Source organism: Paenibacillus sp. SYP-B3998, from assembly GCF_010820665.1.
In the GTDB taxonomy this organism is placed as follows: domain Bacteria; phylum Bacillota; class Bacilli; order Paenibacillales; family NBRC-103111; genus Paenibacillus_E.
Window position 1 is genome coordinate 251,475 of record NZ_JAAIKC010000006.1, and the last position, 26,080, is coordinate 277,554.

Genomic DNA, 26,080 nt, shown 5'->3' on the forward strand with positions numbered 1-26,080 from the left:
TCCTTTTACTGCTCGTTCATTGATGAACGGGAAGTGTCACACTGACGACAGTTCCTTCGCCTTCCTTACTTTCAACAAGTAAATGCCCATTGTGATCTTCGATGATCTTATTAGTAATCATAATGCCTAAACCTGTACCTTTGTCTTTGGTCGTATAGAAAGGCTCACCTAAGCGTGCCAATACATCCTCAGGCATTCCCTCGCCTTGATCTTTGATGACGATTTGAACATGCCTAGATCCTTCCGCCCGAAGAACAATATCAATTTGTCCCCCATCCTGCATCGCTTCCATCGCGTTTTTGATGAGGTTGATGAACGATTGTTTGAGTTGATTTTCCTCACAAAGCACACGAGCCAAATCTTCTTGGATGCCCATCGTGAACTGGATATTGCTCATATTCGCTTGTGTCTCCAATAATATGACCACACTGTTTAATATCATCTCCAGACTTTTCGGCTGGAAATTCACCATTTGCGGCTTCGCGAGCACAAGCATCTCTGTAATAATCAACTCGATGCGGTTTAGTTCTGATAGCATAATCTCGTAGTACTCTTTCTTATTAACTGCTCCGGATTGGAGGAATTGAGTGAATCCCTTCAACGAAGTGAGCGGGTTGCGAATCTCATGAGCCACACCAGCTGCTATTTGTCCAACGACCGATAGTTTATCTGATTTACGCAGCATTTCTTCGGTCTTTTGACGTTCTTTAATATCCTTGAACGTTATAACAACACCTACAATACGACCATGATCATAAATAGGAGAGGACATGTACTCGACAGGAAAGGGATCTCCGTTCTTCTTGTAGAAGATCTCATTCGAATCATAATCATGAGCCCCTTCCAACATACTTCGATACAAGGGTAACTGACTCGTAAGGCCCATAGATTGTTCCGCTTCGCAAGCTTGAGTTAAGATAAGAAACGGATTTTTCCCAACCATCTCGTCATATGTATAACCTGTTAATCGCTTGGCAGCTTCATTCCAGAAAATGGTCCCCAACTGTTCATCGATGCCAAAAATACCGTCCGAGACTGCGTTCAAGATAAGCTGATTCTTCGTATGTAATTCGTCGATCATCACTTCGTTTCGTTTACGTTTCGTAATGTCCTTTGCAATCACGTAAATACCGCTTGCTTGATTATGAATAATCATAGGGACAACACTGACTTCAAGGATAAGAAGATGACCTTGTTTATGTATGACTTGAATTTCTGCATGTCCAATTAAACCTTGCTGCGCTTGGAAGAACATGTTCTTCACCTGCTGCCACTGTTCCGGCATAACGATGGGCAACAGTGTTTTACCGATTAGCTCTTGCTTCGTGTAGCCCGTTATTCTCCGTGTCGCAGGATTGATTGTGACAAGCTTTCCTGTCTCATCCAGCGTACAAATGATGTCAGGGTTGTGCTTTAACAAGGATAGGTAGCGGAGTCTACTCTCTTCGAGCTTCTGCTCAATCCGTTTTCGTTCCGTAATGTCTTGAAACTGGGAGACGAAATATAATGGCGCACCTTCTAGATCCCTTACTAACGACACACTGAGAATCCCCCAAATCAAGGAGCCATCCTGATGTACATAACGCTTTTCCAGTTGAAAGGATCGCCGATCGCCTAGAAGCGTCTGTTTCTGTAATTGCAAATCAATTTCCAAATCGTCTGGATAAGAAAACTCACCGTAATGTCGACCCACGAGTTCATCATCGGTGAAGCCGATTAGGTTGCATAACGTTGTATTCACCATAAGAAATCTGCCGTCCAGGCTAACGAGCGCCATTCCGATCGCTGCGCAACCGAAGGAGTGATGAAACAAATCTTCGCTTGTGAGGAGCCCCAGCTCCGCTGGAATCATTTTCCGTCTATACGTTGGATTTCCTGTGAATTCAGCCATGCTTCCCATCCTTTCGAGTAAGGAAGAATGATCTTTTCAATAAGGTATATAACGTTCTACATATACGGCACTTTTTCCTGCTAAAGGCTCAAAGAAAAGAAAAAAGAGTCGGATCATTCCGACTCTTGTCTTATTTCCATGCTGCAATTGCAATAAGCATCCAACCGACTAGAAAACTAAGCCCTCCAAGTGGGGTAATAGGCCCGAAAATCTTAAGTCCTGTCAAGCTCAAAGCATACAAACTACCTGAGAAAAGGACAATACCAATAAAGATCGCCCAGCCAGAAGCGTTAACCAAGGAACTATTACTAAGCTTATCTGACAAAATCGCAATCAAAATGAGTCCAAGCGCATGAATCATGTGGTACTGAACGCCTGTATGGAAAACGTCAAGTTTGTCAGGAGTTAATTTCTGTTTCAAATAATGTGCGCCGAAAGCTCCTAATGCAACGGATAGAAATGCGTTCACGCTGCCCAGCAGCAAAAATATTTTCATCATCGTCGTCTGCTCCTTTATCCTTGTAGATATTCTTTCTAATCATAGCTGATTTAAAGAAAGGAATCCACTGGAGTAAAGGCTGCAACTGTGAATTTCTTTAGCCAATTTCACCGATATCGTGCTGTCCGACAATTAATCTAACAGGCTCCATAAACACTCTGGTTACCGTCGGTTGGGTAATGAGATCGATCTCAATATCCTCAACTTTGTATCGGACGGTCTTACCTTCTCTTTTGTCGTATACAACTTCAAATTGCTTTAAACCAAGCTGGTAAATGAGTATGGATGAACCAATAGATAATGCTGTAGATTCAAATTCCCCATGCTCAAACAAAACTTCCGACATAATCTCTTCATTCATGTCTACAATCGTAACTTTTTGACAAAATTGGTAACGCATCAAAGATGCCTCCTTTAATTTAAATTGTAGATTTACAATTCGTTAGAAATTGTCGAAATTCCTGCAAAATAAATGCTTGTCGCAAAGTTTCACATAAAATCCAATAAATAGATAACGACAGGCAAGGTAAACATACTGAATAAGGTCGATGTAAAGACAGCCTGAGAAGAAAACTCCGGTTCATTATCGTATTCAATGGCCAGAAGAACACTGCTAAGTGAAGTCGGCACTGCACAGGAAAGAACCAGAGCTTTTGCTGTCAACCCTTCGATCCCCAGCATCCATACAAGAAGGAAGCCTAGGGCAGGTCCAGCAGCAAGCCTTAATACATTAGAGATAAGCACATTGGAGAAATGAAATTCCCACTTCATTGCCCCTAATTGCACCCCAAGTGTCAGCAAAGCGGTTGCCATGAAAGCTCCCGATATGTACGTCAGAGGCAAATAAACAGAATGCGGTACAGGTAAGTGAAAATACCGCAACAAAATAGCTACAGGTATAGCATAAATGACCGGTAAGGAGAGTATGGTTTTCATCGTTGCTTTCCATGTTGATTTATGCGAGTTTACTGTGTAAATCCCATAGGTATTAGGAATCAGCGTTTGCATAATCATAATGACGATTTGAATGGAGAGCGTATACGCGTTGCCAGCGAATACGGTTTGATTCAGCGGAATTGCATAATTAGCGCTGTTATAGAAAATAACGCTGTTGCGCATTGCGCTGCGCATCCCGCCCTGCATCTTTTTCACTCGAATCACAACCTCAATCAGCGCAAAAAGCAAGCTAAAGAACAAGACGAAAAACAAGAGAACCTGCATCAACACCTGTAAGTTCATTTCAGATTCATAGAGCTTCACGAAAACTAACGCAGGCGAGAACACATAGAAATTAAGTTTAGATAACGTCTTAATATCTACGCGAAAGGCACGATACATCACAGCGCCTATGGTGATCATAATACTAATTGGGACGATGTTGTTAATTAAAATGTACAAGAAATAGGCCATGATATTCTCTCTCTTTATACGTTGTAGGATGTCTACGATTGAAACATATGCCTTTTAGCAAAACGGCCCCTTGCAGAAATGATCTACATGGGGCCGAATTCAACTCATAACTTGTATATCCACTCAGCAGCAGCGGGATATGTATTATTCGCACGAGATGCCATTGATATAGTAGGCTTCTTTCGCATACGTGCTAAAAGCGACCTCAACTTCAGGAATGCCAAGAGCAACGACATGGTCGGTTATTGATTTTGCAACCTGATTGCGAATGACAGAACCTCTTTCAAACCAAGCTACTTCAATAAACGGATACGCCTCTACTGGCTTACCAGCAAATATCGCGGTGTGATTCAAACATTCTAAGGTGAAATTATCTGGTTCACATCCACAGATGGTCGCTAATTGATCAATAAGCCCTTCGCTCATCTGACAAACCTGATTGACCGTCAATCCCCTTACCGTTATTCTTGGCAATAGATATCCTCCTTGCATCAAGTACTATTTGAACGCATTTACACTTGTTATCATTCGCTTCAATTGCTCATTAAAGCTGTAAATTTCTTCTGAAGACAATCCGCTTGAAGAAAGCAAGGTTTGAGGAATGCACAGGGCCTTGTCATAGAGCGCAAGACCTGCATCCGTAATACGGATATTCACAATTCGCTCATCTTCACTTGATCGCTGCCTTTTAACAAGCCCCTGTGTTTCCATTCGCTTCAACATCGGTGTTAACGTCCCTGAATCCAAGTCCAGCTTTTCGCTAAGATCCTTTACGGTACTTGCCTCCTGATCCCACAAAACGAGCAGAACCAAGTATTGCGGATAGGTAAGTCCCAGCTCTTCAAGAAACGGACGATACATCCGTGTAATCGCTCTTGAGCTTGCGTACAGACTGAAACACAGCTGATTTTCAAGCTTTAAAAATTCACTATTACTCATAAGATATATCTCCTTTCCTTTTCATATGCAAACAATCATTTTGTTTCAAATGTATAGAAAAAATGCGGCTCTGTCAATCTGCTTGCCCATACGCGTAATTTGGAATGATATGAAAGCCAAGTCCTTTTATACGATAACAGCAAAAAACTGCCCTGAGCCGTTATCGCTCGGACAGTTTGGACAAGTCGTACATTAACATAAGGCAAACCACTGGACTCAATTTCTAGGGTAAGGCAAGCTTCCCCATCATAGTAGGGCGTGAGGCCCCCGTAGCGGATGGCAAATTGTTCGGTACTCCGTGAACCCAATCATTACCCAACAGTGCGAACAAAATTGCTTCTTTGGCATCGCTCGATAGACCCAACTCATCGGAGGTAAGTATGGTGTGCATGGGAAGCAGCTCCCGCAGCATACCGAGCAGCGTGCGATTGCGCGCTCCTCCTCCGCTGATAATCACTTCCGCTATGTCACAACGCGGGAAAATAAAATCCTGATACGAGCGAACAATCGCATGTGCGGTAAATGCAGTTGCCGTAGCAACGATATCTTCCTGGCGGACCCCTCGTCCCACCATTACCGATAACCACGAGGATGCATACGACTTCCCAAAAAGCTCACGCCCTGTTGTTTTTGGAGGAGGCTGCTTAAAATACGGATGAGCGAGCATCTCATCGAGCGCTTCCGTATCAATATAACCCTTTGCTGCCCAATTCCCATCTGCATCGTAAGTTAACCGCTCCGCAGATAACTCATAGACGACTTGATCCAAGACCATGTTTCCTGGGCCCGTGTCAAATGCAATGAGGCGATGAGCATCATCCATCGTTGTTGTGGCGGCTGGGATTGCCGTGCAATTCCCAATACCACCGATGTTTTGGAGAATACGTCCTTTGGTCGCATGTCTGAACAGGATTAAATCCCCGTAAGGAACAAGCGGCGCACCTTGGCCGCCTACCGCCATATCAGCTGTACGGAAGTCGCCTACGACAGGTCTACCCGTTCGTTTGGCTATCACGGATAAATCCCCGATTTGGAGCGTCGATTTAGGTAAATAAGGATTGTTCGCATCATGAACGGGAATGTGCCAAACGGTCTGACCATGTGTGCTGATCAGATCGATTGCTTCAAGTGGAAGCTTGGCCAATGCGACTGTTTGCACAACCGCATCGGCAAATCGCTCCGCGATGGCGAAATTCATTCCGCACAATAAGGCTACGTTGGAATGCTCAATCGAGCACAATTGCTTTAGTTTCTCACGCATTTGAGCTTCATATGGATAGCTTTCGAAGTGGATAAGCTCAACACTCGCCTCCATCCCATAGCCAATAATACGGACAATGGCTACGTCGATACCGTCCAGTGAAGTGCCTGACATGATGCCCGCCACGGTCAGGGAGGTTTGTTGCAGCAGTGTCCGCAGCATCACAAGTCGTCCCCCCTTCTCCAGCCTGCTGAGTAGTTCATGCCCAGCGAGACGAGTAGACGGCCCTGCGAATTAAGCAGCCCCAATAAACAACGGGATGCGCTTTGCAGTGGCGCTTGCGCATCTTCGAAACCACAAAGAATCATCTGTCCTATTTTTTGTGGCAATGTCAGGTTATATATGTATTTCATTGGATGTAGCCCCCTTCATACAGCAAAAATGGTTCCCTGAGCTCCTTCCACTTCTCGGAGTCCTCCTCCCACCGTTGAACCAAACACTTAAGTCCCTTCTCCGACGCTATTTCATACCGCAGCAGGTCGCCACCAGCTAATAGATCGATAAATGGCCTACCTCCCTCGCGAAAGGGCGGAAGCCATTCAAAAAAATCTGAATAGAGCTGATTAATTAAGTGCAGCACGAACAAACCTGTTGTAACCGCTTGAAATTGAATGGGATCGGTTACGAATAGGCGGACACCGCCGCACAGCTCGCCCTTATGCTTAGCGAACATGGGGGTAGCATAAACGGAATGAAAATGCACGCCTGGCAATCCTACTCCGTTCAATGCCTTGCTCAGCTTATCGCCATCAATCCATGGCGCTCCAAACCATTCGAAAGGCTTCGTCGTGCCCCTGCCTTCGGAAACGTTCGTTCCCTCTAAAAAACACATACCCGCATAAACCCGAACGGTTTCCATCGAAGGTATGTTCGGTGAAGGCAACAGCCATGGCAGACCTGTTTGGGGAAATTCCATCTCCCTTCTCCAGCCCTCCATCCTGATGACATCCAGCTTACAATGCTGCGCCATATTGGCGTTCACCATGAATGCCAGCTCACCGATCGTCATCCCCGTTCGGATAGGCATCCCCCAAGCACCCACCATCGATTCGTAACCTGGCTGCAGGATGCCTCCTTCACAAAGAAGCCCACCCAGCGGATTCGGTCGATCCAACACGAGCAGGCTTATATCATGCTCAGCACACGCCTCCAACACATAGATGAGTGTGCTTACATAGGTGAAAAAGCGGATACCCAGGTCCTGGATATCAAAAATGAGGGTATCTATGCCTTCCAACATCGCTAACGTTGGTTTTTTATGTACACCATACAAGCTATATATCGGGATTCCTAGCTTCTCATCTATTTCGTTATCAAAGCGAATGCCAGCTTGCCGCTGCCCTTGAATGCCATGTTCACAAGCGAACAACGCACATAATCGCGCGTTGGGTAAACTGGCGCATACCTCCACCGAAGACTGAAAACCGCGTGTGATTCCCGTCGGATTCGTAATTAATCCGACGCTTCGTCCTTGAATCATCGGATGATCGATTTGCGCCAAGCGATCAATTCCTGTCAACACTTTTCCTGTCACCTTATTTGCGCTCACGAATCGGGCCCCTCCTCCTGACTACCTCGCCATAACGTCGAACCGAGCATCTCGTTCGAACAGAGGCGACGTTTCTCCGTTTTGATCCTGTATGCTCGTTCCACGAAGAAGATTACGCGTTACCATATGCACATAGATTCCGAACATCCCGTTAAACAGAACGCCATACCCAACAACGGTAACGAGCAAAATGACCGTTAAACAGAACGCCTGCATGAATGCCCCAAACGTATAGCCGGGATTCGTAATAAATAGTTTGACACTGCGACCAATCGCGCTAAAAATACCCATACGTTCTTGAATAACAAGCGGAAGCGTATAAAATTGAGAAATCAATATCATCGCCACAAAATAGCTTTGAAAAATCGCTAAGCTAAGGCTCAACATACCGGACTGCCGTCCGTAGTACCACCATGAAGAGAACAGAATAAGGATAAATAAACTACAGAGAAGACCAAATATCATCGCAGGTACATAGCCTCTAACCGCTCCAATAAACACATCTCGCAACTTCGGCTTGTAGCCCTTCAGCATGCGATGAACGGCATATAAAACGCCATAAACAGCTGGTACATACACAAGCGGAAGAATGAGAAATGCGAACGGTAGAGGAAGGAAGAACACAATTATAGCCAAGAACAACGAACTACAAAGACTGAATATGGCAACCGGAATGATTTCTCGATATACCTGTACAGCCGTTTGAGCAATCATTTCGTTAAGTTTACGCATCGATAATGCCTCCCAGCTTCCTTCATTCTCTTCAGACGATCCGTTGCTCTGTTTCTCGATCAAAGAAGTTCACCTTTTTAAGATCTAGTACAAATGTTTTCAGTTGTCCCACAAATGCAAGGGTTTCTGGATGAACTTTAGCGGTCACCATACGGCTGCCAACTTTATAATAAAGCAAATTCTCAGAGCCTAAATTTTCGATGACTTGGATTACAGCCGTCATCTGATGTGTAGGGGACACGTTCATCGTGAAATCTTCCCCATAAATGTGTTCGGGACGAAGCCCCATCACAATCTCTTTATCTTCATAGGCCGCAAGCTTTCCGGCCCACTGCTCAGGTAAGGCAAACTGTGCCCCTTCGACGTAAACCATTCCCGAACGGATACGGGCATCCATAAAGTTCATCGCAGGCGAGCCAATAAATCCTGCTACAAACATATTCTGAGGTTTGTTATATAGCTCCTCTGGTGAAGCAATCTGCTGAACGACGCCTTTGTTCATGACGACGATTCGCTCACCCAACGTCATTGCCTCCACTTGGTCATGCGTAACATAGACGATCGTCGCACCCAGACGCTTGTGCAATCCGGCAAGCTCGACACGCATCTGTACGCGAAGTTTGGCATCCAAATTGGATAGCGGCTCATCAAACAGAAACACTTTAGGATCGCGCACGATCGCCCGTCCTACCGCCACCCGTTGACGCTGTCCGCCTGATAACTCGCGCGGTTTGCGATCCAACATCTCTTCCAACCCTAGAATGGAAGAAGCTTCACGGACTTTGCGATCAATTTCATCTTTGGGCCGTTTCAAATTTTGTAAGCCGAACGATAAATTCTCATAGATCGTCATATGCGGATAAAGCGCATAATCCTGAAAAACCATCGCGATATCGCGGTCCTTCGGGTGAAGTTGATTGACCAACCGATCACCGATATAAATATCGCCACTCGTTTGACGTTCCAGCCCTGCGATCATTCGCAGCGAGGTTGTTTTCCCACAGCCCGAGGGGCCAACGAAAACGACAAACTCTTGGTCTTTGATAAGTAAATCCGAGCCGCTTACAGCAGTGAAGCTCCCTTTTTTATCATCGATATATTCTTTACGAACATTTCTAAATTCTACGCTTGCCATCTACTTAGCCTCCTTCTAGCCTTTTACAGCTCCAATGGTGATACCTTGCAGGAAGTAGCGCTGCAGGGAGAAGAACAGAACCATCATCGGCAGTGCACCAATCGAAGCCCCTGCCATAATAGCGCCATAGTCCGTAGACTCGGCAAATTTGAAGTTGGCCAGACCTACTTGAATCGTGCGCATCTCATTACTGTTCGTTACGAGCAGCGGCCAAAAGAAATCGTTCCATGATGCCACGAACGTGAATATCGCCAGTACAGCCAGCCCGGGCTTAGCCATCGGTAAAATAATTTTATAGAAAATGCCGAATTCGCTGCATGCATCGATACGCGCCGCATGAATCAGGGATGTAGGCAGAGTAGACATATACTGTTTCATCAAAAAGATGTTCCCTACACTCACAATAGTGGGAAGAATAATAGCCGTGTACGAATCACCCAACTGAAACACATTGATCATTAGTACATAGAGAGGAATAAGCGTTACTTGAGCTGGAATCATCATGGTGCTAAGCAGCACCCAAAAGATGGCATTGCGACCTGGAAATTTCAGCTTCGCAAAAGCATAGCCAGCCATAGAAGCGAAAAATAAATTGGTTACTGTTAACACAGAAGAAACGATCAACGAATTAAGCAGCCAGCGCCAGGCGAGTGTTTTGCCAAAAAAGCGCTCGTAAGGCGCCGATGACCACATATCTGGAAACATTTTCGGCTGAAATGTAGCCGATGCTTGTGTATCTTGTACCGACCCGATCACCATCCAATACAGCGGGATAACGGTTATTACGACCCAGACAGCGAGTATGGCAGCCGCAATGGTAATAAATATTTTTTTCGATGAAGATGTCATTTGCGGCTCCCCCTAATACTCGATGTCGCTCGAGAGATATTTGAATTGAATAACGGATACAATGATAATCAATGCTGCCAGCATGAAAGATTGCGCGGACGCGAGCCCGAAATCGTAAAATACGAACGCCGTTTGATAAATGAGATAAGCTATCGTCGTCGTCGCGAAATTAGGGCCACCTTGTGTCATCAGATATACACTGATAAACACCTGAAAGGATGTGATCATACCTGTGACTAGCAAATACAAGGTCGTCGGTTTCAGTAAAGGCCAAGTAATTTTGCTAAATTGGGTCCAACCGCTTGCATGGTCGATGTCCGCTGCCTCATAAAGAGATTTGGGAATGCCTCCCATGGCGGCCAAGTAAAGAATAATCCCTGCGCCGTGCGAGCCTAACCAAGACATCAGCATGATCGAGAACAAGGCTGAATTGGATTGTCCTAGCCACACGAGCGGCTCCAAGCCGAACCAAGCCAAAAACTTGTTCATGAGCCCCGATGAGGTCGGATCGAATATCGCTAGCCAAACAAGCGATAGCGTGACACCGGATGCGACCGTGGGCAAGTATAAGGTTGCTTTAAAAAAGGTTTGCCACGCATTTTTCATTTGATAAATAAGAAAAGCCAGCCCGAAAGTAATAAGGATATTGACGGGAACTGTACCTATCGTGAAGATCGCTGTATTTTTCATCGACTTCCAAAATACATCGTCGTGTAGCATGCGGGAATAGTTGTTCAGACCAATCCATTCGGATTTCATGACATTATACTGCTGAAAGCTCATAAGAAAGGCAGAAATGACTGGATACACGGTAAATACCAAGAACAATAGTACTGGGGTCAAAATAAACAAATAAGCCCAGCCGTAATCCCGCCAGAACTGCGTAATTCGTGAAGGCGATCGTTCTTTGGCAATCACATTTGGCGAGGTTTGCATGTCGTCCTCCTAAGAGCTTTTCGTAGAAAAGCTTTCTTCGTAAGCGTTGCTGAGCTTTTCATAGAAAAGCTTCCTTTGTAAGCGTTTTAATAAGAGAAAGCGGCAGCGCCTTGCAGGAGAAAACCCACTGCGGAACTGCCCGCTCCCTTTTACTTATTTGTTATTGGCCTAAGATTTGCTTAGCTTTGCTTTTAAATTCTTCAGCGATTTGTTCAGGCTTCTTCTCCCCTGCATACAGAGCCTGAAGGTTCGGTTTAACAACCTGTTCTTTGAATTGCTTCATCTTTGCCGCTTTGTCTACATCCAGATTAAGATCGACTGGCATCGAAATGTTTTTAGCCATTTCATTAGCAGCAGCGATGTTTTCCGCCTTCGCTAACCCTTTGCCAGCGAATTCTTTAGCCTGCGATTGACGCACAAAAGGTAAGCTCAGTTCATTGGCAGAGTTGCCTGCCTTTGCTCCGCTAAGCGCTTCCATAACTGCAAACGTGTTTTTTGCATGCTCTTCGCCTTTATCTGCTTTCTGTTTGAAAGCAACGTAGCCTTCGCCGCCCATTGTCGTCTTCGCTGGCGCACCGTCCTTATGGGGTGCAGGAAGCAGAACAAAGTCAATCTTTTCTCCTTTCACTTTACCGCCGTCGATGTCTTTGTTCCGGTTTTGAATCATGACATCATAATAAGGAATCGCTTTGCTAATAATCGCCGCTTGACCTGCATAGAACATTTCCGTTCTCTTCTGTGCCGCTAGCGCGCTTGTCTCTTTCGGCATCGAACCATCCTTCAGCATACCGTCAATAAAGCTGAGTGTATCGACTATGCGATTGTCATTCCATGTGAACTTACCGTCTTTATCCAACACATCCTGCATATTGTTGTTGCGAGTCAGTATCTCAATGAAGTCTAAGTTAGCACCATTCCCATCTGTTACCAGCCCATATTGCGTGCTGCCATCCGGGAGTTTCTTTGTCAGTTTCTTCGCAGCTTCGCGGAACTCAGTCCAATTCCAACCGTCTTTCTGAACTTTTTTCCAGTCAATTCCCGCTTCTTCAAGGATGCGCTTATTGCCTCCCCACGCCCATTGGAACTGGTAGAGTGGGAGACCGTATTGCTTCCCTTGAATTTGCGCAAGTTCCAACGTTCCAGGAACGAAATCGTTCTTGATCTCAGGCGTGATGTATTTACCTACGTCCAACGCCAACCCGCTATTCACATATTGGCCGCTTACCGAGTGGAAATAAAGATCAGGCGGATTTCCTGCATTCAGGGCGACATCGAACTTCTTCGGTCCTTCTGCCCAAGATAGCATCTCGTATTGCACTTTAATATTCGGGTGAGCTTTATTATAATCGGCAATCAACTGCTTGATATCATCTTCGTATTTCTGATGAACAGGGTAAGCCCACACGACAACTGTATCCGCTTTCTCTTCTTTTTTCACTGATTCAGTTGACGCAGTTGGTTGTGTAGCTGCAGACGGGGCTACTCCCTTATCCCCTGCGCTGCATGCTGTTGTAGTCATAAGCGCCAATGCCGTTAATCCCATGACCCATTGCTTCTTTTTCAAACCAATCATCCCCCAATTGTTTTGGTATGCAATCGTTATGTTGGTGCTTACTTCCTTACAAATTACGAATGGCCTTGCGGCTCTCTTCCAGATGCTTGACAGAATGCTCATAGTCACGGCTAGCTACTCCCAAGTACAAAATATCAATGACATTGAGCTGTGTAATCCTGGAGGCCATCGCCCCGCTTCGGATTTCATTTTCCGTCGATGACGTGCAGAGCGGAATATCCGACAAGCGACTTAACGTGGAGCTTCCATATTTCGTAATACTGATCGTCATGCTGCCTCTTTCTTTGGCAAGCTCCAAGGCTCGGATGACTTCCTTCGTTTCTCCTGAATAGGAGATACCTACAACGATATCGCCGGGTTTCAAGCCTACGGCTGATGTCAGTTGAACGTGGGGATCCGCGAAGGAGAAACAAGTTCTCCCCATACGCAGGAACTTCTGTTGGGCATCCATTGCGATCAAGTTCGAAGCCCCTACACCATAGATATAGATCCGATTGCTTTGATTAAGAGCATCAATGGCTCGCTCCACTTGAGCCGGGTCTAAGATTTTCACCGTATCCCGAATGGATTGAATATTATTATTGGACACATGTTGAATAATGGTAGTTATAGAGTCATGAGGACGTATTTCCTGGTAACCTTCCGATTCTTCCTGCCTGAGGTCGCCTACCACTTTTATTTTTAAATCTTGATACCCTTTGATCCCCATTGATTTGCATAATCGAATAATCGCGGCTTGACTAGCTCCGCTATTATCTGCAAGCTGCGCAACGGAGAGATCGACCAGCTCCGTAGGATGCTGAAGAATATAATCAGCTACCTTCTTCTCTGAAGGATTCAATTTATCGTACACTTCACGCAAACGAACGAGTCCGCCGTCCAATATTTTCCACCTCCACGTTTCTTAATCTTAGTAACCTTTTTTCTGTATGTAGCTAATTCTTAGTTGCTCTTGATGTTTTTTATTATAGGTTTAATAAAATGAAATTTCAACATAAAAATAATATATGAAATTTCATTTTACAAACAAATTCTTTTCTTTTATACTCAAGCAATAACCCGACTCCTGCATGGCGCCTAATAAGAAATTAGCATTCCGTGCATACATACTAGCAAAGTGGGTGGTTTAGATGCCTTATTTTATAGGAATTGATGGCGGGGGTACGAAGACTGAAGCGGTAGCGTTACCTGTTCAGGGAGAAGTCTTACTGGCTTCTTATAAGGGTAGTTCGACCAATCCTCACGCCGGAAGTCCCAACTCGGCAACGAAAGAGATTGGCCGGATTTTGGACGAAATCTTCCTTCAGATTGCCGTAGATCAAGACGTATGTGCTGGCCTATCTCTCGGTTTGGCGGGTGTTGATCTGGATGAAGAACGTCAAATCATTCTTGACTACTTGACTGACTATCAGCGGGAAAGAGGCTTCACGTTTCCTATCTCACTTCGGAGCGAAGCGGAAATTGCGTTAATGGCCGCCTTAGGCGTCCCCTACGGTACCTTAGCCATAGCCGGAACAGGTTCAGGCGTGTTCGCTTATACAGAAGCAGGCTGCAAATATCGTGCAGGCGGATGGGGACATCTACTAGGTGATGAGGGAAGCGGCTACCGAATTGGCCAATTGACGCTGCAAGCTGCAATGAAAAGCTATGATCATGTATATCCCTTCACGAAATTAACGGAATTGATTATGGAATCCTATTCATTAAGCAGCATTCGTGATCTAAAAACTTACATCTATGGTGAGGATATTAAAAAACAGCATATTGCCGCATTCGCTGAAATTTGTATTCAGGCATCTACGCTGCAAGATCCTATCGCTATTCAGATTATGACTTCACAAGCACAAGAACTTGCCGAAACAACAGGCGCATTACTATCCAAACATGGTGCCAGCCTACAAAAACACGTCGTGACAACAGGATCAATCTTCACACACTCCAAGCTCTTTAATGACCAATACCGAAGCAAACTGCTTGCACAGTTTCCTTGTCTGCAATTCCATAAAGCTATGCACAGTTCGGCTGTTGGGGCCGCCTTGCTAGCGCGTAAACTTTTTCATGAAACGGACTTCAACCAAAATCCGAATCAATCTTAGCGTGAAAGGAGTGTCCGTTGATGCATCATTTGTTAAATGAATTGACAACCGAACAACCGAATCTGAATACAAGTACGATTGATCAACTTACCTCCGAGCAAATTGTCGCGCTCATCAATAATGAAGATCGTCAAGTCGCCGACGTCATCCAAAGCATTCTCCCACAAATCGCTCAAGCGGCTGATTATATCGTAGAAGCCTTTGGCAAGGGTGGTCGATTGTTCTATGTTGGAGCTGGCTCGAGCGGAAGAATAGGCATCCTGGATGCCTCCGAATGCCCGCCGACGTTCGGGACGGACCCTACTCTTGTTCAAGGTCTTATTGCTGGGGGGGAGCGAGCAATTAAAGATGCGGTAGAAGGGGCGGAAGATAACGAAGAGTTAGGCGCGCAGGATATGAATACGCATGGCGTCGGTAAGCATGATGTCGTAATCGGTATTGCTGCCAGTGGCCGCACACCTTATGTACTTGGCGCGATGAAGCGCTCTCGCGAGCTTGGGGCTACGGTCATTGGACTGTGCAATAATCACGGTACACCTATGATTGCACTTGCTCAACTTATGCTTGAAGCTGTCGTCGGACCAGAGGTCATCCTCGGATCGACTCGTATGAAATCAGGAACTGCCCAGAAGCTGATCCTGAACATGTTATCAACAACAGCCATGATCCGAGTAGGCAAAGTATATCAGAATCTGATGGTCGACCTGCATCCATCGAACGCGAAATTGATTTTCCGCTCCAAACGCATTATAGGTATGGCAACTGGCGCTTCCGAAGAAGATGTGCATACGGCTTACACAGCTGCCGATGGACATGTCAAAACAGCAATCGTGATGCTCCTAGCCAAAGTCAGCGCCAAAGAGGCTCGCAATATGCTGACCCAATCGGACGGATTCGTACGTCAGGCCATCAAGCTGGCTGCTGACGTGTAAAAAGAGACTCGTATTAACCATTTCAAAAAGAGAGTATATCCTAAAATCCGTCCCCAGCTTGGGACGGATTTTTCTTTTTCGCTTACAATTCCCCGCATTTGAAAACATACACCCACATAACGAATAATTTGAATAGAAGCGATGTATCGGTCATTTCGCTAAATGTTCGTAAAGAAAATCGACAATATGCACAGCCTTCATATGATCTGTCATCTGTTCTCGCTCTATGCCCAGCTTCATTTGCAGCAAGCAGCCTGGATTGGAGGTTAGCAGGTAGTGCGCTTTCGTTTCCTTCACATGCTCCATCTTATGGTCCAAGATATCCATGGACATCTCCGGTTGAAGCAAGTTATAGATTCCTGCTGAACCACAGCATCGATCCGCTCCTCTAAGCTCAACCAACTGAGCGCCTTCGATTCGATCCATCAAATCTCGCGGAGCATTGCCTGCTTTCATGACATTGCGCAAATGACAAGAATCTTGATAAGTAATAGCTGCTTCCCCCTTGCCTGTAGACCCGTTGCTCATTGAAAACTTCGGTATATGACCTTTTTCCATTAAAATCTGACTAACATCTTTGACGTTCTCGGCGAACCTTATTGCGGCTTCCGCATAGTCACGATCATTGTGTAGCAAGTGACCGTATTCAACTAGAATGGCTCCGCAGCCGCCAGCATTCGAGATGATATAATCTACGCCCGCTGCTGCGAAAGCATCTATATTTTTTCTTGCCAGATTCTTCGCTTGCTCGAGCTCACCGCTATGAGCGTGCAAAGCTCCGCAACAGTTCTGTGTTTCAGGTATGATCACATCAAAACCAGCTTCGGACAAAAGCTTCACCGTATTCAGATTCGTTTCCGTGAAGAGCACATCCATGATACACCCTCGAAACATTCCGACTGTTGCAATAGGTTTCAATCCATTTTTGGCAGGCACATAAGTCCCAAGCTGTTCCACTACACCTTTAGAAGAAGCCGCTGGCAAAATCCTTTCCATTTGACTCATGGTTTCCGGAAATAAGCTCATCACGCCGAATTTGCGTAAGAGTCCCTGAATGCCAGAACGTTGATAGAGTTGAAGCGCAGAACCAAGCAAGCGCATTCTTTTCTGATGAGGGAACAATTGTTGGAAGGCGACCTTGCGGATCGGCTTGATCCACCAGCGATGTACGGTATGCTTTTCGATCGCATCGCGCGTAGCTTCCAGCAACTGGCCGTACTTCACATCAGCGGGGCACACCGGTTCACAGGCCCGGCACCCAAGACAAAGATCCATCTGCTTTACAAACGAGCTGTCTGGTACCATAAGCTCGTCGACAACCGCCTTCATTAACGCAATTCTTCCCCGTGGAGATGCGGCTTCCAAGCCTGTTTCTTTGAACGTTGGACAAGCTGGCTGACAGAAGCCGCAGCGTATGCAGTTGCTCAGCTCATCATAATTAAGCGTGAGCTTCAGTCTCTCCGCTAATGGATGAGGGCTAGACTCCGCTATTCGGGACTTTATTGAGATCGCTTCATTCATCGCTGAACGATCCTCCTTTTGCGTGTTTCCTTGGCAAATATTTTGCCTGGATTCATGATATTGTTAGGATCGAACGCACGTTTAATCCCTTTCATCACCTCAATGCCTGCCGCTCCAACCTTCCATTCCAAGTATGGAGCTTTCATCATACCCACACCATGCTCTCCCGTAATTGTGCCGCCAAGTCGAATGGCCGCTTCGAAAATCTCCTCAAAGGCTTGCTCCACACGATGAATCTCATCAGGATCACGCGCGTCAGTCGTACAGGTCGGATGGAGATTGCCATCCCCCGCGTGGCCAAATGTACAGATCTGCACATCGTATTTCTTGGCAATCTGATTAATTTCAATAACCATATCCGCGATTTTGGAGCGTGGAACAGTCGCGTCTTCAAGAATCGTCGTCGGACGAATTCTCGCTAACGTTGACAAGGCGCTGCGCCGTGCCATCATGAGCCTCTCTGCCTCTTGCGCGCTGCTGGCAATTTTGACCTCAGCCGCCCCTTGCTCCTTACAAATGCGGGTAATTGCTTCTATTTCCTTTTCGACTACGGACATATCGCTGCCGTCCTGTTCAATGAGTAGCACAGCCTCCATATCCAAAGGTAGACCGATTTTATTAAACGCTTCCACAACTCGAAGCGTTGGGTTATCAATAAATTCTAGCGTTGCCGGAATCATCTGCTGACCAACGATAGCAGAAACCGTCCTCGCTGCGGCGTAAATATCCGCATACATCGCCAGCATCGTCTTCTTATACTTCGGAGCTGGCAACAACTTCACCGTAGCTTCTGTTATTATGGCTAGCGTCCCCTCGGACCCCACAAGCAGTTTGGTCAAATCATAGCCGGCTACATCCTTATAAAGTTTACCGCCTGTACGAATAATTTCGCCCGATGGCAGCACAGCTTCCAGACCAATGACATAATCCTTCGTCGTCCCGTACTTTAAACCCCGAAGTCCCCCTGCGCACTCCATGATGTTTCCACCCAAGGTGGAGATCACCATGCTACTTGGATCAGGGGGATAAAATAAACCAAGTTCCTCAACCGCAAGATGAAACTCTTTGGTATTGAGTCCGGGTTGGAAAGTCGCCGTCAGATTGTCCCGATCAATCTCGATCAATCGATTCATACGGTTCATAACCATCACGATTCCGCCTTCCATGGCAACCGTTCCTCCGCATAGATTGCTTCCCGCTCCGCGTCCGACAATTGGAATCTTATGTTCATTGGCAAGCTTGAGTATCGCAGACACTTCTTCACGAGTTGCCGGATAAATAACACCGTCCGGAAGCCTCTGCACCATAGGTGTCGCATCGTAGGAATGGGTGACTAACGCTTCAGCATCGTCTTTATACCAAGCATCGCCCACAATCTGACGAAGATGTTTACGTTGAAATTCTGCTAACATAACCAAGCTCCCTTCAATCGATTGTTAAATGAACAGGTCATCTGATGACTTTTCAACTATTATAGCGTATGCTTGAATAGATGTATATATAGAAGCAGGGAGGTCCGACATGTCATCTTCGTTTCCATCTGTTAAACCGCAAAAAAGCTCGGACATCGTACTAACAGAGCTCAAGCAGCGTATTGAATCCGGGCAATATGAGCCTGGTTATCGTCTGCCATCTGTTGTTGACTTGGCTGCAGCCTTTAATATAGGACGTTCTACCATTCGAGAAGCATTAAGCGCCTTAAAAGCGATGGGCTTCATTGATATTCGCCATGGCGGAGGCACCTTCGTTAGTAAAGTGCTCCCATCGGAGGAGATGCCTGCAATTGGCGATTTCTTTCATAGAAAGGAATCTCTCCAGGAAATACTCGAAATCCGCAAATATATTGAAACCGGCTGCGCTTCGCTTGCAGCAAAACGCAGAACCGAAAATGACTTAGAACAAATGAAACATATCCTTACCTACATGCAAGAAATGTTGCAAAATGAACAAGCCTCCGAAGAGGCGGACGTTCAGTTTCATTTGCTTGTTGCCCAAGCCTCACATAATTCACTGCTCATTCAAATGATGGATTCCTTGACCAAAAGGCTGCAAGAAAGCATGGGGGATTCTCGCAAACTTTGGTTTTTCTCCGAATTAGCCTCTGGTCAGCAGCTTCTTTTGGAGCATATTGGCATCTTTGAAGCGATTCTTGCCCAGAATGAAGCCTTGGCAGCGGAACGAATGATGGAGCATTTATTGAAGGTGGAATTCGTCTTGGAGAAATTACAGGCGGGTACATAGAAAGGAACAGATGACAGATGAATTGGTTTGAAGCATACAAAGATCAACTAACCGAAGTATTTACTGAATCAGAACGCATTATTAGCAAGTTTCCAGCACCTTTAGATCGCCTTGGTCTAGACTATCTCGCCAAATTTGACGCTAGCAAGGAAGACAGTACTAAAAATTATATTTGTTACCTGCTTCCCTTCTGGATGTCGGATTTGACTCCTTTACTACCAGAAACGATTAAAAAGTTTTCTCTGGCTAATATTTTCGGGATGCTCTACTTTTTTATCCAAGACGATATCATGGACTCCTCAACAAGCGAGCATAAAGAAAAACTTCCCTCAGGCAACTTATTTTATCTACAGTTTCTTACTATTTATAGAGATTTATTCCCATCAGAATCCCCATTTTGGACCTATTACAACGAATATGTCATAGAATGGTCCGACGCGGTAACGAATGAGAGCCAGGCCAATTATTTCATGAACGACATCCGCATGGTCGCCAAGAAAGCTAGTCCTGTTAAGATTGCTAGCACGGGAGCCTTGCTGCTCTCAAATCGTACACAACTGGTCTCAGAGGTATCACGGGCTATCGAACATGTCCTTGTAACCCTACAAATGTTGGATGATTGGGCAGATTGGGAGCAGGATTTGGAAGATGCGTCCTATAACTGTTTATTAGCCATGCTTCACGCTCATCTGAAGCTCCCCTTACATATTCCTCTGTCTAAAGAAGTAATTAAACAACAAGTCTATGTTCACGACTTTGTAGGTCTATACGCTCAGGTTGCCTCAACGACTCACCAGCTACTTTTAAATCTGGGACTTCAGGCACATTTGCCGCAGTTATATGCGTTTCACGAGTATTTAATTGAGAAGCTACTTGCAGATGGGGATCAGATCACAAAAAACAGACAAGTGCTGGCATTAGGCGGATTTCACAATTTATTATCTAAAGTCAACGAACAAGGGTAAAGACTAAAGAACTATAATCACCTCATCGAAATGTCGAAAATAAAAAATGTGATAGATTATGTCGGAATTTCATGGTATGCTTTTCGCGTAGGAAAATATACCCAGAAATGTAGGAGTGATTATGATGTCAGCAGAAGAGTTAAAAGCAAAAATTATTCAAAAGGCATGGGAAGATGCTTCATTCAAAGCGCAGTTACTTTCAGATCCTAAAGCAGCCCTTAAAGAAGCATTTGGTATCGTTATCCCTGACAATATTGAAATTAAAACGGTCGAAGAAACTCCTAATCAAAATGTTCTTGTCATTCCAGTTAATCCAGCAGAAGCATTGAACGGTACAGCACCCTTAAAAGACATGTGGTAGTCGATTATATCAATGAATATTAAAAAGGTATCTCACTAATTAAAGTGAAATACCTTTCTTATTTACTAGCATGGGTATTTAAAGTGGGAAAGCGAATAATAACTTCCGTCCCTATATTCTTCTGACTTTTGAAGACGATTGATCCTTTCATAACCTCAATAATGCGGAACGTAACCATTAATCCAAGACCTGTCCCCTTTGTTTTCGTTGAAAAGTAAGGCTCTCCTAATTTAGCTATTTTCGAAGGCTCTATTCCCTCTCCATTATCCTTTATATGAATAAACACTTGGTCGCTTTCTTCATATGCCCAGATGTGAATTTGCCCTTCGTCACGAAAAGCCTCGATGCTATTCTTAATAATATTAATAAATGCCTGCTTTAGCTTCGAAGAGTTTCCTTGGATATAGAGCTCTTGAGGAATATTTAACGACACCCCTCCCCCATGTAACGTCGCTAGAGGTAGAATAATGCCTTCAATTTGCTTCAATTCTTTATAAATATTCAACTCTGTTATTTCATCCAATTGTGGCTTCGCAAATGTGAGGAAGTCCGTAATAATATTAGAAGCTCGATCCAACTCTTCTATTGCGATACCCATATATTCCTTGTTCTTATCGGTTGCACTCTTAGCTACTAGTTGTAGAAAACCACGAGTGACCTGGAGCGGATTTCTAACCTCATGTGCTACAGAGGCTGCTAGCGAGCTAATCATTTCCATTTTCTCAGAAAGTTGCAGCTGTTGATTATAGAATTCAAGTTCTTTCGAATAATTTAACATAAGATCTTGATAGGCAGCGAATCGTCTACCTAATATAACAATGAGAGAGATAATAAAACCAACAATACCCCATTTCCACAAAAAGACCTGGTACGTCTGTGAACTGCTATAGTACCAAACAAGATCAATAATTCCCATAAGAGCCATAAGAGCAAAACCCGATGAGAAAATAATAGCATCCTTATTGCCTCTTTTTGCAAATATAGCAGAATATCCGATTAATAAAACAAGCTGAATCAAGATGATATATCCCAATACAGTTACCGAAATTAAGAAGTATACCTTAGCGAAGCGGTAATCAGAAGCTAGATTAATAATCATGCATAAAATAGAAAAGACGGAGTAAATCATTTGAAATTTCCTAAATCTACGCATAAGCGTCAGTTTATCATTCTCAAATACCTTCTCAAAAAAGAAACTAAGTGCAGGTAAAAAAATCGCTAATGAGATATCAAAAAGCGCTATAAAAATAACACCATATCGTTCGAAATTAGTGAACATAAAGGGTGAGAAGGTTGCAATAATGATGCCTATCGTTAAAATCATTATGCTTAATGAAATCCAACTAGCAAGTTGAATTTTCTTTAAGAAAATCGAACAAATTAACATAATCCCCGCAATAAATAGAAAAGCACAGCCTAATATAATATTAGCCAGATCACTCACGACAAATATCTGCATTAATTTGGTATATTGATCCATTTTTATATCAGAATGGACCCCTAAACGATCCTTACTCGTTTCCATTTTAAGATAAATATTTTTACCCGCATCTTCACTGCTTAGTGGGATGAGGATGCGATGAACATCATAGGCATAATTATAGTTTACCTCTTGAATCAACTGATCTTCCAAGTACACCCAAAGATGCTTAGCAAATATTTCATTAATAAACACCCCGTAATGATCGGGCAGTATGGTCGGAAGCTGAGCTTTCGCCCACGCTGTAGAAATATTTTTAGGTTTTTCCGGGAAAAATTTGCGGTCTGAAACATTAAGCCAGTTTAATGACGATGATCCCTTGATTAATTCCTCAACCGTCCCAGGCCCGTCCCCCCACATAATACTCCACTCTGGAATCGTTTTGCTTTCATCTTGGCTGACAGCATCTATTCGCGGAGCTATGAAACCGCAACCAATAAGGAAAGCCAGCACAGCTACAAACAACAATCTATATTTCATCTTCAAAAAAAACACCTTCCCAGGAAGATTTACAGTAATTAGCAAGTCCATATAAATTTCGACTAAATTCGTCATATTCCTTCTTTTCCTACAGGTATTCATTAGGAAAATAATACTAAAGCACCCCCCTAGAATAATTCCTAGGGAGGTGCTTTTATGAAAAATAGCTCTCTTTGGGCAAAAGAACCCCCTTTTATATTTTCAAACGATACATCGCCTTATTCTCCAACCCTCTGATCATCGGGGTCCAAGGCTCGCTCTCTGGTGTAAGCTCAAGTGAATCCTCTACCATTTGAAGCTTGGCATCGAGGGAATCGATATAATGCAGCGCTACCGCTTCCGCAATCTGAGGCTGTACAGGACTGCCCCATTCTGCCAGATTATGATGGGCAAGCACAATATGCTGTAACCCGATGACGATATCGGAGGTAAGATCAATACCGTGATGAAGCGCTGCCTCCGTAATCCAATTCGACGCCATCGAGATATGTCCCAACAGTTTGCCCTGCACGCTGTAATCAGAAACAATGCCGAGCTGCGCAATCATTTCCTCAGGCTTGGCAATATCGTGAAGGATAATGCCTGCCTTGATTAGATCCTCATTCAGAAATGGCCGCTGCTTACTTATAAATTCACCAAGCTCCAGCATTCTTACAATATGATAGGCGAGCCCTGCAAAATAAGCATGATGATGGGTTTTCGCAGCAGGATAATGCATAAGCTTATCTTCTACTTTTTCTACACAGAAGGATACTAGCTTCTTTATTGTGGGGTCTACAATACTTTCCATGGCCACTTTAATCGTGTTGACCAGATCGATCGGACTTACAGGCGCAGAACGAATGAAATCCTTAACCGATACCTCATCCTCGGGCCCTGTCTTACGTAATCGTGTAATTTTCACCTGAAGCTTTTCCCGGTACGTCTGAACCAAGCCCTGAACCTTGACCAACCCCATAGGGAAAAAAGTTTCTTTATCCGTTGAGCTTGCATCCCAATATTTGGCGGATATTTGTCCACTAGAATCACACAAGACGATATCGAAGTAGTCCTTCGCAGGTGTAGCATTCGTTTGCTTGACTTCCAGTTCCTTCAGCAGATAGTAGCCCACGAACTCGTCTTGTGGTTGTAGTTGTTTGATAAGTGTCATTATAAGTTCCTCCCTAGTACGATAGCCATATTATACTAGATTATGTAAGCAAACGTATAATATTTAGTGTTTTTTATCCCTCTTCCTCATCGATGAAGGGTAGCACGAACCCTGACTTTCGTCTAGAGGTACCTAGACTGTTTACCTTTTGGCAATAAAGAACACACTGAAGTCTTCGATCCTAATGCTGAACATTCTCTTGCTTGGACTAGACACTTTATACTCCTATTGCTTCTCATAGTTATAATTTATCCCTACCACAAAGTGATCCCTCTTATATAATAGAAATATATACCTTTTTATGAAAGGAGGTGAAATTAATGAAAAAAGTAGTTTTATTAGTACTAGTTGCTTTATTTGCCCTAACCACTAGCGTGTCTGCTGCGTATACGGCAACGTCATACGATTTGACTGTCAGCCAGTCCGGACAATATCGCATAAGCGTCGGCCTTTGGAGTACTACGAACGAAACCGTCGAATTAAAGCTTTATTCCAAAGCACCTAATGGTCAACTAAGCCAAGTCTACTCAACTACTGTAAATATTGGCCCCGTCACTCCAAGCCCCGTGGAGAAAAACGTTGGTTACCTCCCCCAAGGAACCTACGTAATTAAAGGTGAATTCCCAGGCTCTTATGGTAGTTTAGGACCTGTTAGCTTATATCCAGCGTATTAATAATGAGAAAAAGGACAACACTGAATCTCTCAGTTGTTTGTCCTTTTTTTGTATCTAAACCATTCCTTTTGGTTACCCTCCTGAAAATAAAACAATTCCCCGCTAGCCAGAAGCTAGTCGAGGAACTGATTGTAAGCTATCTATTGCCTATCACCGATTAACCATTGTAAGTAATGATAACGTTATCAGGGTATGTGGATGTAACGACCCATCCTGCTGGAATTGGGGATAGTCTTGAAATGGTTATCTGATCTCCGAGCTTGGCTCCGCCAACATATGTAATATAACGTTATCGGAATATACAGAGGTAACAACCCAATCCGCCGGAATGGGGGAAAGTCTTGAAATAGTTAAAGTATCTCCGTACTTTACTGCACTGGCTGTATTACTAAATGCTTTTTGTACAGCTGAAGCGTTGTTCTCGCTCTGAGCATAACCAACAGAGCTCATACTTGCAGAAAGGCCAATTACCGTAACTAAAGTAAGCAATAATAGGTTTCTATTACCCATTTCATAGGAAATTATAAATAGTTGAATTTTAACTTTAGATTTGATAGCTGCGCAGCCGACCAATCTAGTTTCATACTACATGATTAACAATTATATGCAAATAATCTTTTTTATGGATTATATTAAGATAGAGACTCGGAAACCTGATATGAAGTTTTACATGTCCTCCATAAGAATCCCCACGAGACATACATCCCAAAGTCTAAACCGCCTTTCTCTTTTCTCACGATAGGAGGACAAGATCATTATGGCAGGAAAAATGGATTATTCACTGTCGATGTTGCTCGACATTCGGCGTGTACAAAGTAAATTCCTAATCGTTTCCCTGCAATGTTTTATTACACCTAGTATTACGGTTAAAGCTTATTTAGCCGATTATTATAATCGTCCATAAGCATGTTTCAATACACCTAGTGTTACGGTTAAAGAATAATATATATGTTACTATCCTCATTGCTCACTCGTTTCAATACACCTAGTGTTACGGTTAAAGAAAATGGTGTACTGGTGCTGGAACGGGCGGGACTGATGTTTCAATACACCTAGTGTTACGGTTAAAGAATCGGAGACGTTGTCCTGATCGCTGACGGAGTGCTGTTTCAATACACCTAGTGTTACGGTTAAAGTCAACTTATGGCGCGAGTCAAGAATCGACTTACATGTTTCAATACACCTAGTGTTACGGTTAAAGGGAAAACTCACTTACTCATGGCTATTGCCAACGGTTGTTTCAATACACCTAGTGTTACGGTTAAAGCCAAATTGATTTAGAAAAGTTGCTCCAGCACTGATGTTTCAATACACCTAGTGTTACGGTTAAAGCCCTGAGCGGATTAGCGGAACTTTTTCGCGCGGGTAGTTTCAATACACCTAGTGTTACGGTTAAAGTCAGCTCG

The 26,080-nt window shown here is 44.2% G+C and carries 25 protein-coding genes and 1 CRISPR repeat array (1 of these 26 running past the window's edge); of the genes, 6 read left to right on the top strand and 19 right to left on the bottom strand.

The features are described 5' to 3' along the window. Positions 1-16 precede the first annotated feature (16 nt). The 15 genes from GK047_RS17670 to GK047_RS17740 all read right to left on the bottom strand — a co-directional run bounded on the left by GK047_RS17670 (position 17) and on the right by GK047_RS17740 (position 13,657). On the bottom strand, positions 17-1,891 hold the full coding sequence (locus GK047_RS17670) for a PAS domain S-box protein (protein ID WP_163949492.1): 1,875 nt from the start codon (positions 1,889-1,891) through the stop codon (positions 17-19). Between the two features lie 130 nt (positions 1,892-2,021). Beyond that, entirely contained in the window at positions 2,022-2,387 is a 366-nt protein-coding gene (locus tag GK047_RS17675) for a DUF423 domain-containing protein (RefSeq protein WP_163949679.1), read from the bottom strand. A 100-nt stretch (positions 2,388-2,487) separates the two neighbouring features. After that, a complete protein-coding gene (locus GK047_RS17680; RefSeq protein ID WP_163949494.1) occupies positions 2,488-2,790 on the bottom strand; it encodes a hypothetical protein in 303 nt (100 codons plus the stop codon). Positions 2,791-2,879: 89 nt separating this feature from the next. Then, positions 2,880-3,800, bottom strand: a complete 921-nt coding sequence (locus GK047_RS17685; protein WP_163949497.1) for an AEC family transporter — start codon at positions 3,798-3,800, stop codon at positions 2,880-2,882. A 144-nt stretch (positions 3,801-3,944) separates the two neighbouring features. Next, entirely contained in the window at positions 3,945-4,274 is a 330-nt protein-coding gene (locus GK047_RS17690; RefSeq protein WP_163949500.1) for a DUF1904 family protein, read from the bottom strand. 24 nt (positions 4,275-4,298) lie between these two features. Then, a complete protein-coding gene (locus GK047_RS17695; protein ID WP_163949502.1) occupies positions 4,299-4,739 on the bottom strand; it encodes a MarR family winged helix-turn-helix transcriptional regulator in 441 nt (146 codons plus the stop codon). Positions 4,740-4,962: 223 nt separating this feature from the next. Then, positions 4,963-6,162, bottom strand: a complete 1,200-nt coding sequence (locus tag GK047_RS17700) for an anhydro-N-acetylmuramic acid kinase (RefSeq protein WP_163949681.1) — start codon at positions 6,160-6,162, stop codon at positions 4,963-4,965. After that, positions 6,162-6,353 carry a hypothetical protein gene (locus GK047_RS17705; protein WP_163949504.1) on the bottom strand — a complete coding sequence of 64 codons (192 nt, stop codon included), beginning with the start codon at positions 6,351-6,353 and terminating at the stop codon, positions 6,162-6,164. Before GK047_RS17705 ends, GK047_RS17700 begins: the two co-directional genes overlap by 1 nt. Next, positions 6,350-7,549, bottom strand: coding sequence for an exo-beta-N-acetylmuramidase NamZ family protein (locus GK047_RS17710; protein WP_346010358.1), 1,200 nt, complete (start codon positions 7,547-7,549; stop codon positions 6,350-6,352). The genes GK047_RS17705 and GK047_RS17710 overlap by 4 nt, the downstream gene beginning before the upstream one ends. 21 nt (positions 7,550-7,570) lie before the next feature. Next, complete coding sequence (locus tag GK047_RS17715) at positions 7,571-8,281, bottom strand: hypothetical protein (protein WP_163949507.1); 711 nt, start codon at positions 8,279-8,281, stop codon at positions 7,571-7,573. Positions 8,282-8,312: 31 nt separating this feature from the next. Continuing rightward, a complete protein-coding gene (locus tag GK047_RS17720) occupies positions 8,313-9,416 on the bottom strand; it encodes an ABC transporter ATP-binding protein (protein WP_163949510.1) in 1,104 nt (367 codons plus the stop codon). 15 nt (positions 9,417-9,431) lie between these two features. Then, positions 9,432-10,265, bottom strand: a complete 834-nt coding sequence (locus GK047_RS17725) for a carbohydrate ABC transporter permease (RefSeq protein WP_163949513.1) — start codon at positions 10,263-10,265, stop codon at positions 9,432-9,434. Between the two features lie 12 nt (positions 10,266-10,277). After that, positions 10,278-11,201: a carbohydrate ABC transporter permease gene (locus tag GK047_RS17730; RefSeq protein WP_163949516.1), complete on the bottom strand. Its 924-nt coding sequence runs from the start codon at positions 11,199-11,201 to the stop codon at positions 10,278-10,280. Between the two features lie 160 nt (positions 11,202-11,361). Beyond that, positions 11,362-12,876: an ABC transporter substrate-binding protein gene (locus GK047_RS17735; RefSeq protein WP_240344026.1), complete on the bottom strand. Its 1,515-nt coding sequence runs from the start codon at positions 12,874-12,876 to the stop codon at positions 11,362-11,364. After that, positions 12,821-13,657, bottom strand: coding sequence for a MurR/RpiR family transcriptional regulator (locus GK047_RS17740; protein ID WP_163949518.1), 837 nt, complete (start codon positions 13,655-13,657; stop codon positions 12,821-12,823). The genes GK047_RS17735 and GK047_RS17740 overlap by 56 nt, the downstream gene beginning before the upstream one ends. A 247-nt stretch (positions 13,658-13,904) precedes the next feature. Between GK047_RS17740 and GK047_RS17745 the strand changes: the two genes are divergently transcribed. Next, entirely contained in the window at positions 13,905-14,870 is a 966-nt protein-coding gene (locus GK047_RS17745; protein ID WP_163949520.1) for a BadF/BadG/BcrA/BcrD ATPase family protein, read from the top strand. A 20-nt stretch (positions 14,871-14,890) separates the two neighbouring features. Then, positions 14,891-15,802 (top strand): N-acetylmuramic acid 6-phosphate etherase, encoded by a 912-nt coding sequence (murQ, locus tag GK047_RS17750; RefSeq protein ID WP_163949523.1) that lies wholly within the window; start codon positions 14,891-14,893, stop codon positions 15,800-15,802. Positions 15,803-15,952: 150 nt separating this feature from the next. Here the strand turns inward: murQ and GK047_RS17755 are convergent, their stop codons facing one another. After that, complete coding sequence (locus GK047_RS17755) at positions 15,953-17,323, bottom strand: (Fe-S)-binding protein (protein WP_163949526.1); 1,371 nt, start codon at positions 17,321-17,323, stop codon at positions 15,953-15,955. Next, positions 17,320-18,735: an FAD-binding oxidoreductase gene (locus GK047_RS17760; protein WP_163949533.1), complete on the bottom strand. Its 1,416-nt coding sequence runs from the start codon at positions 18,733-18,735 to the stop codon at positions 17,320-17,322. Before GK047_RS17760 ends, GK047_RS17755 begins: the two co-directional genes overlap by 4 nt. Positions 18,736-18,844: 109 nt before the next feature. Here GK047_RS17760 and GK047_RS17765 point away from each other — a divergent pair, with 109 nt between their 5' ends. The 3 genes from GK047_RS17765 to GK047_RS17775 all read left to right on the top strand — a co-directional run bounded on the left by GK047_RS17765 (position 18,845) and on the right by GK047_RS17775 (position 20,890). Next, positions 18,845-19,564: a FadR/GntR family transcriptional regulator gene (locus GK047_RS17765; protein WP_163949537.1), complete on the top strand. Its 720-nt coding sequence runs from the start codon at positions 18,845-18,847 to the stop codon at positions 19,562-19,564. Positions 19,565-19,581: 17 nt separating this feature from the next. Then, positions 19,582-20,529: a hypothetical protein gene (locus GK047_RS17770; RefSeq protein ID WP_163949540.1), complete on the top strand. Its 948-nt coding sequence runs from the start codon at positions 19,582-19,584 to the stop codon at positions 20,527-20,529. 124 nt (positions 20,530-20,653) lie between these two features. Beyond that, positions 20,654-20,890, top strand: coding sequence for an NHLP leader peptide family RiPP precursor (locus tag GK047_RS17775; RefSeq protein ID WP_163949689.1), 237 nt, complete (start codon positions 20,654-20,656; stop codon positions 20,888-20,890). Between the two features lie 58 nt (positions 20,891-20,948). On the opposite strand, the gene GK047_RS17780 is transcribed toward GK047_RS17775, so the two are convergent. After that, positions 20,949-22,925, bottom strand: coding sequence for a sensor histidine kinase (locus GK047_RS17780; RefSeq protein ID WP_163949542.1), 1,977 nt, complete (start codon positions 22,923-22,925; stop codon positions 20,949-20,951). Between the two features lie 118 nt (positions 22,926-23,043). After that, positions 23,044-24,000, bottom strand: a complete 957-nt coding sequence (locus GK047_RS17785) for a 3'-5' exoribonuclease YhaM family protein (RefSeq protein WP_163949545.1) — start codon at positions 23,998-24,000, stop codon at positions 23,044-23,046. A 320-nt stretch (positions 24,001-24,320) separates the two neighbouring features. Between GK047_RS17785 and GK047_RS17790 the strand changes: the two genes are divergently transcribed. After that, a complete protein-coding gene (locus GK047_RS17790) occupies positions 24,321-24,674 on the top strand; it encodes a hypothetical protein (protein WP_163949548.1) in 354 nt (117 codons plus the stop codon). An 842-nt stretch (positions 24,675-25,516) separates the two neighbouring features. Then, a CRISPR array of direct repeats spans positions 25,517-26,080; the repeat unit is 30 nt; unit sequence GTTTCAATACACCTAGTGTTACGGTTAAAG (it continues 121 nt past the right edge of the window).

Bases quoted from the DNA above. Each gene is read 5' to 3' on its own strand.
- GK047_RS17670 (WP_163949492.1), bottom strand. From the start codon at position 1,891: ATGGCTGAATTCACAGGAAATCCAACGTATAGACGGAAAATGATTCCA.
- GK047_RS17675 (WP_163949679.1), bottom strand. From the start codon at position 2,387: ATGAAAATATTTTTGCTGCTGGGCAGCGTGAACGCATTTCTATCCGTT.
- GK047_RS17680 (WP_163949494.1), bottom strand. From the start codon at position 2,790: ATGCGTTACCAATTTTGTCAAAAAGTTACGATTGTAGACATGAATGAA.
- GK047_RS17685 (WP_163949497.1), bottom strand. From the start codon at position 3,800: ATGGCCTATTTCTTGTACATTTTAATTAACAACATCGTCCCAATTAGT.
- GK047_RS17695 (WP_163949502.1), bottom strand. From the start codon at position 4,739: ATGAGTAATAGTGAATTTTTAAAGCTTGAAAATCAGCTGTGTTTCAGT.
- GK047_RS17700 (WP_163949681.1), bottom strand. From the start codon at position 6,162: ATGCTGCGGACACTGCTGCAACAAACCTCCCTGACCGTGGCGGGCATC.
- GK047_RS17705 (WP_163949504.1), bottom strand. From the start codon at position 6,353: ATGAAATACATATATAACCTGACATTGCCACAAAAAATAGGACAGATG.
- GK047_RS17715 (WP_163949507.1), bottom strand. From the start codon at position 8,281: ATGCGTAAACTTAACGAAATGATTGCTCAAACGGCTGTACAGGTATAT.
- GK047_RS17720 (WP_163949510.1), bottom strand. From the start codon at position 9,416: ATGGCAAGCGTAGAATTTAGAAATGTTCGTAAAGAATATATCGATGAT.
- GK047_RS17725 (WP_163949513.1), bottom strand. From the start codon at position 10,265: ATGACATCTTCATCGAAAAAAATATTTATTACCATTGCGGCTGCCATA.
- GK047_RS17730 (WP_163949516.1), bottom strand. From the start codon at position 11,201: ATGCAAACCTCGCCAAATGTGATTGCCAAAGAACGATCGCCTTCACGA.
- GK047_RS17735 (WP_240344026.1), bottom strand. From the start codon at position 12,876: ATGAGCATTCTGTCAAGCATCTGGAAGAGAGCCGCAAGGCCATTCGTA.
- GK047_RS17745 (WP_163949520.1), top strand. From the start codon at position 13,905: ATGCCTTATTTTATAGGAATTGATGGCGGGGGTACGAAGACTGAAGCG.
- murQ (WP_163949523.1), top strand. From the start codon at position 14,891: ATGCATCATTTGTTAAATGAATTGACAACCGAACAACCGAATCTGAAT.
- GK047_RS17755 (WP_163949526.1), bottom strand. From the start codon at position 17,323: ATGAATGAAGCGATCTCAATAAAGTCCCGAATAGCGGAGTCTAGCCCT.
- GK047_RS17760 (WP_163949533.1), bottom strand. From the start codon at position 18,735: ATGTTAGCAGAATTTCAACGTAAACATCTTCGTCAGATTGTGGGCGAT.
- GK047_RS17765 (WP_163949537.1), top strand. From the start codon at position 18,845: ATGTCATCTTCGTTTCCATCTGTTAAACCGCAAAAAAGCTCGGACATC.
- GK047_RS17770 (WP_163949540.1), top strand. From the start codon at position 19,582: ATGAATTGGTTTGAAGCATACAAAGATCAACTAACCGAAGTATTTACT.
- GK047_RS17775 (WP_163949689.1), top strand. From the start codon at position 20,654: ATGTCAGCAGAAGAGTTAAAAGCAAAAATTATTCAAAAGGCATGGGAA.
- GK047_RS17780 (WP_163949542.1), bottom strand. From the start codon at position 22,925: ATGACGAATTTAGTCGAAATTTATATGGACTTGCTAATTACTGTAAAT.
- GK047_RS17785 (WP_163949545.1), bottom strand. From the start codon at position 24,000: ATGACACTTATCAAACAACTACAACCACAAGACGAGTTCGTGGGCTAC.
- GK047_RS17790 (WP_163949548.1), top strand. From the start codon at position 24,321: ATGAAAAAAGTAGTTTTATTAGTACTAGTTGCTTTATTTGCCCTAACC.